The organism is Candidatus Eisenbacteria bacterium, from assembly GCA_035712145.1.
Lineage (GTDB): Bacteria > Eisenbacteria > RBG-16-71-46 > RBG-16-71-46 > RBG-16-71-46 > DASTBI01.
On record DASTBI010000048.1, the window covers coordinates 1 to 1,328 of the forward strand.

The 1,328-nt window shown below is 63.6% G+C and carries 1 protein-coding gene and 2 rRNA genes; all 3 read left to right on the forward strand.

From position 1 onward, the window contains the following. Nucleotides 1-630 (forward strand): 23S ribosomal RNA (locus VFQ05_02970); the annotation flags it as partial. Between the two features lie 124 nt (nucleotides 631-754). After that, nucleotides 755-871, forward strand: a 5S ribosomal RNA gene (gene rrf / locus VFQ05_02975). A 47-nt stretch (nucleotides 872-918) separates the two neighbouring features. Further along, nucleotides 919-1,328, forward strand: a 410-nt coding sequence (locus tag VFQ05_02980; GenBank protein ID HET9325714.1) for a hypothetical protein, incomplete at its 3' end; no start/stop codon positions are given.

A 1,328-nucleotide genomic window follows, 5' to 3' on the forward strand; every position in this document is an offset into this window, starting at 1 on the left:
GTAACGGAGGCGCCCAAAGGTACCCTCAGGCTGAATGGAAACCAGCCGAAGAGTGCAAAGGCATAAGGGTGCTTGACTGCGAGACCTACAAGTCGAGCAGAGACGAAAGTCGGGCTTAGTGATCTGGTACCTCCGAGTGGAAGGGGTATCACTCAACGGATAAAAGCTACCCCGGGGATAACAGGCTTATAGGGCCCAAGAGTTCATATCGACGGCCCTGTTTGGCACCTCGATGTCGGCTCGTCGCATCCTGGGGCGGAAGTACGTCCCAAGGGTTTGGCTGTTCGCCAATTAAAGCGGTACGCGAGCTGGGTTCAGAACGTCGTGAGACAGTTCGGTCTCTATCCGCCGTGGGCGCAGGGAACTTGAGAGGAGCTGCTCCTAGTACGAGAGGACCGGAGTGGACGAACCAATGTTGTACCAGTTGTCATGCCAATGGCATTGCTGGGTAGGTATGTTCGGTTGGGATAAGCACTGAAAGCATCTAAGTGCGAAGCTCGCCTCAAGATGAGGTTCCCCACTGGGTTAACCAGGTAAGACCGCAGCGAGACTAGCTGTTTGATAGGCCGCACGTGTACGCACAGCAATGTGTTCAGCGAAGCCGGCACTAATGGTCGAGGGCTTGACCTAGTTCACGCGACTAGCACGCAGCTGGATCGCGTTCGACGGTGGCCGATGGCCGCCGCCACGATGATTCGACGCTTCCACCTTCGATGTCGCCCCAACGGGCGACGGTCGAGAATTGAAGATCTATCCCGGTGACGCTAGCGGAGAGGCACCACCCGTTCCCATCCCGAACACGGAAGTTAAGCTCTCCAGCGCCGAAGATACTTGGGGGGCAACCTCCTGGGAAAATAGGTCGTCGCCGGGATATTTCATTTCGTCAGCCCCGTCGGTTCCTGCCGGCGGGGCCTTGCTATGCTCGACGCCGTGGATCGCGTCTGTCCCCTCCTCGGCCTCGCCTCCGACCGGCGAGTCGCCGTCGACGGCGTCGACAACGCCCACCGCTGTTACGCCGAGGCCACGCCGATCCCGCTCGAGCGGCAGCAGCAGGCCACCCTCTGCCTCACGGCGTCCCACGAGCGCTGCGAGCGCTACTTGGCCCATCTCGCGCGGGCTGGCCGCGGCACCGCTCCCACCGCGCTCGGCGACGGGCTCGTGTCGACCCGCCTCGTCCTGGCGCCGGAGCCGGCCTGGCGCGGCATCGCCGGGCGCGCGCGCCGGACGCCGCGAGGCCCCCTGGTGGCCGTTGCGGCCGTCGCGATGGGGGTCGGCCTCGGCGGCGTGGCCCTGGCCTCCGCCGTGATGGACGGGCGGCTCGGCGGAAC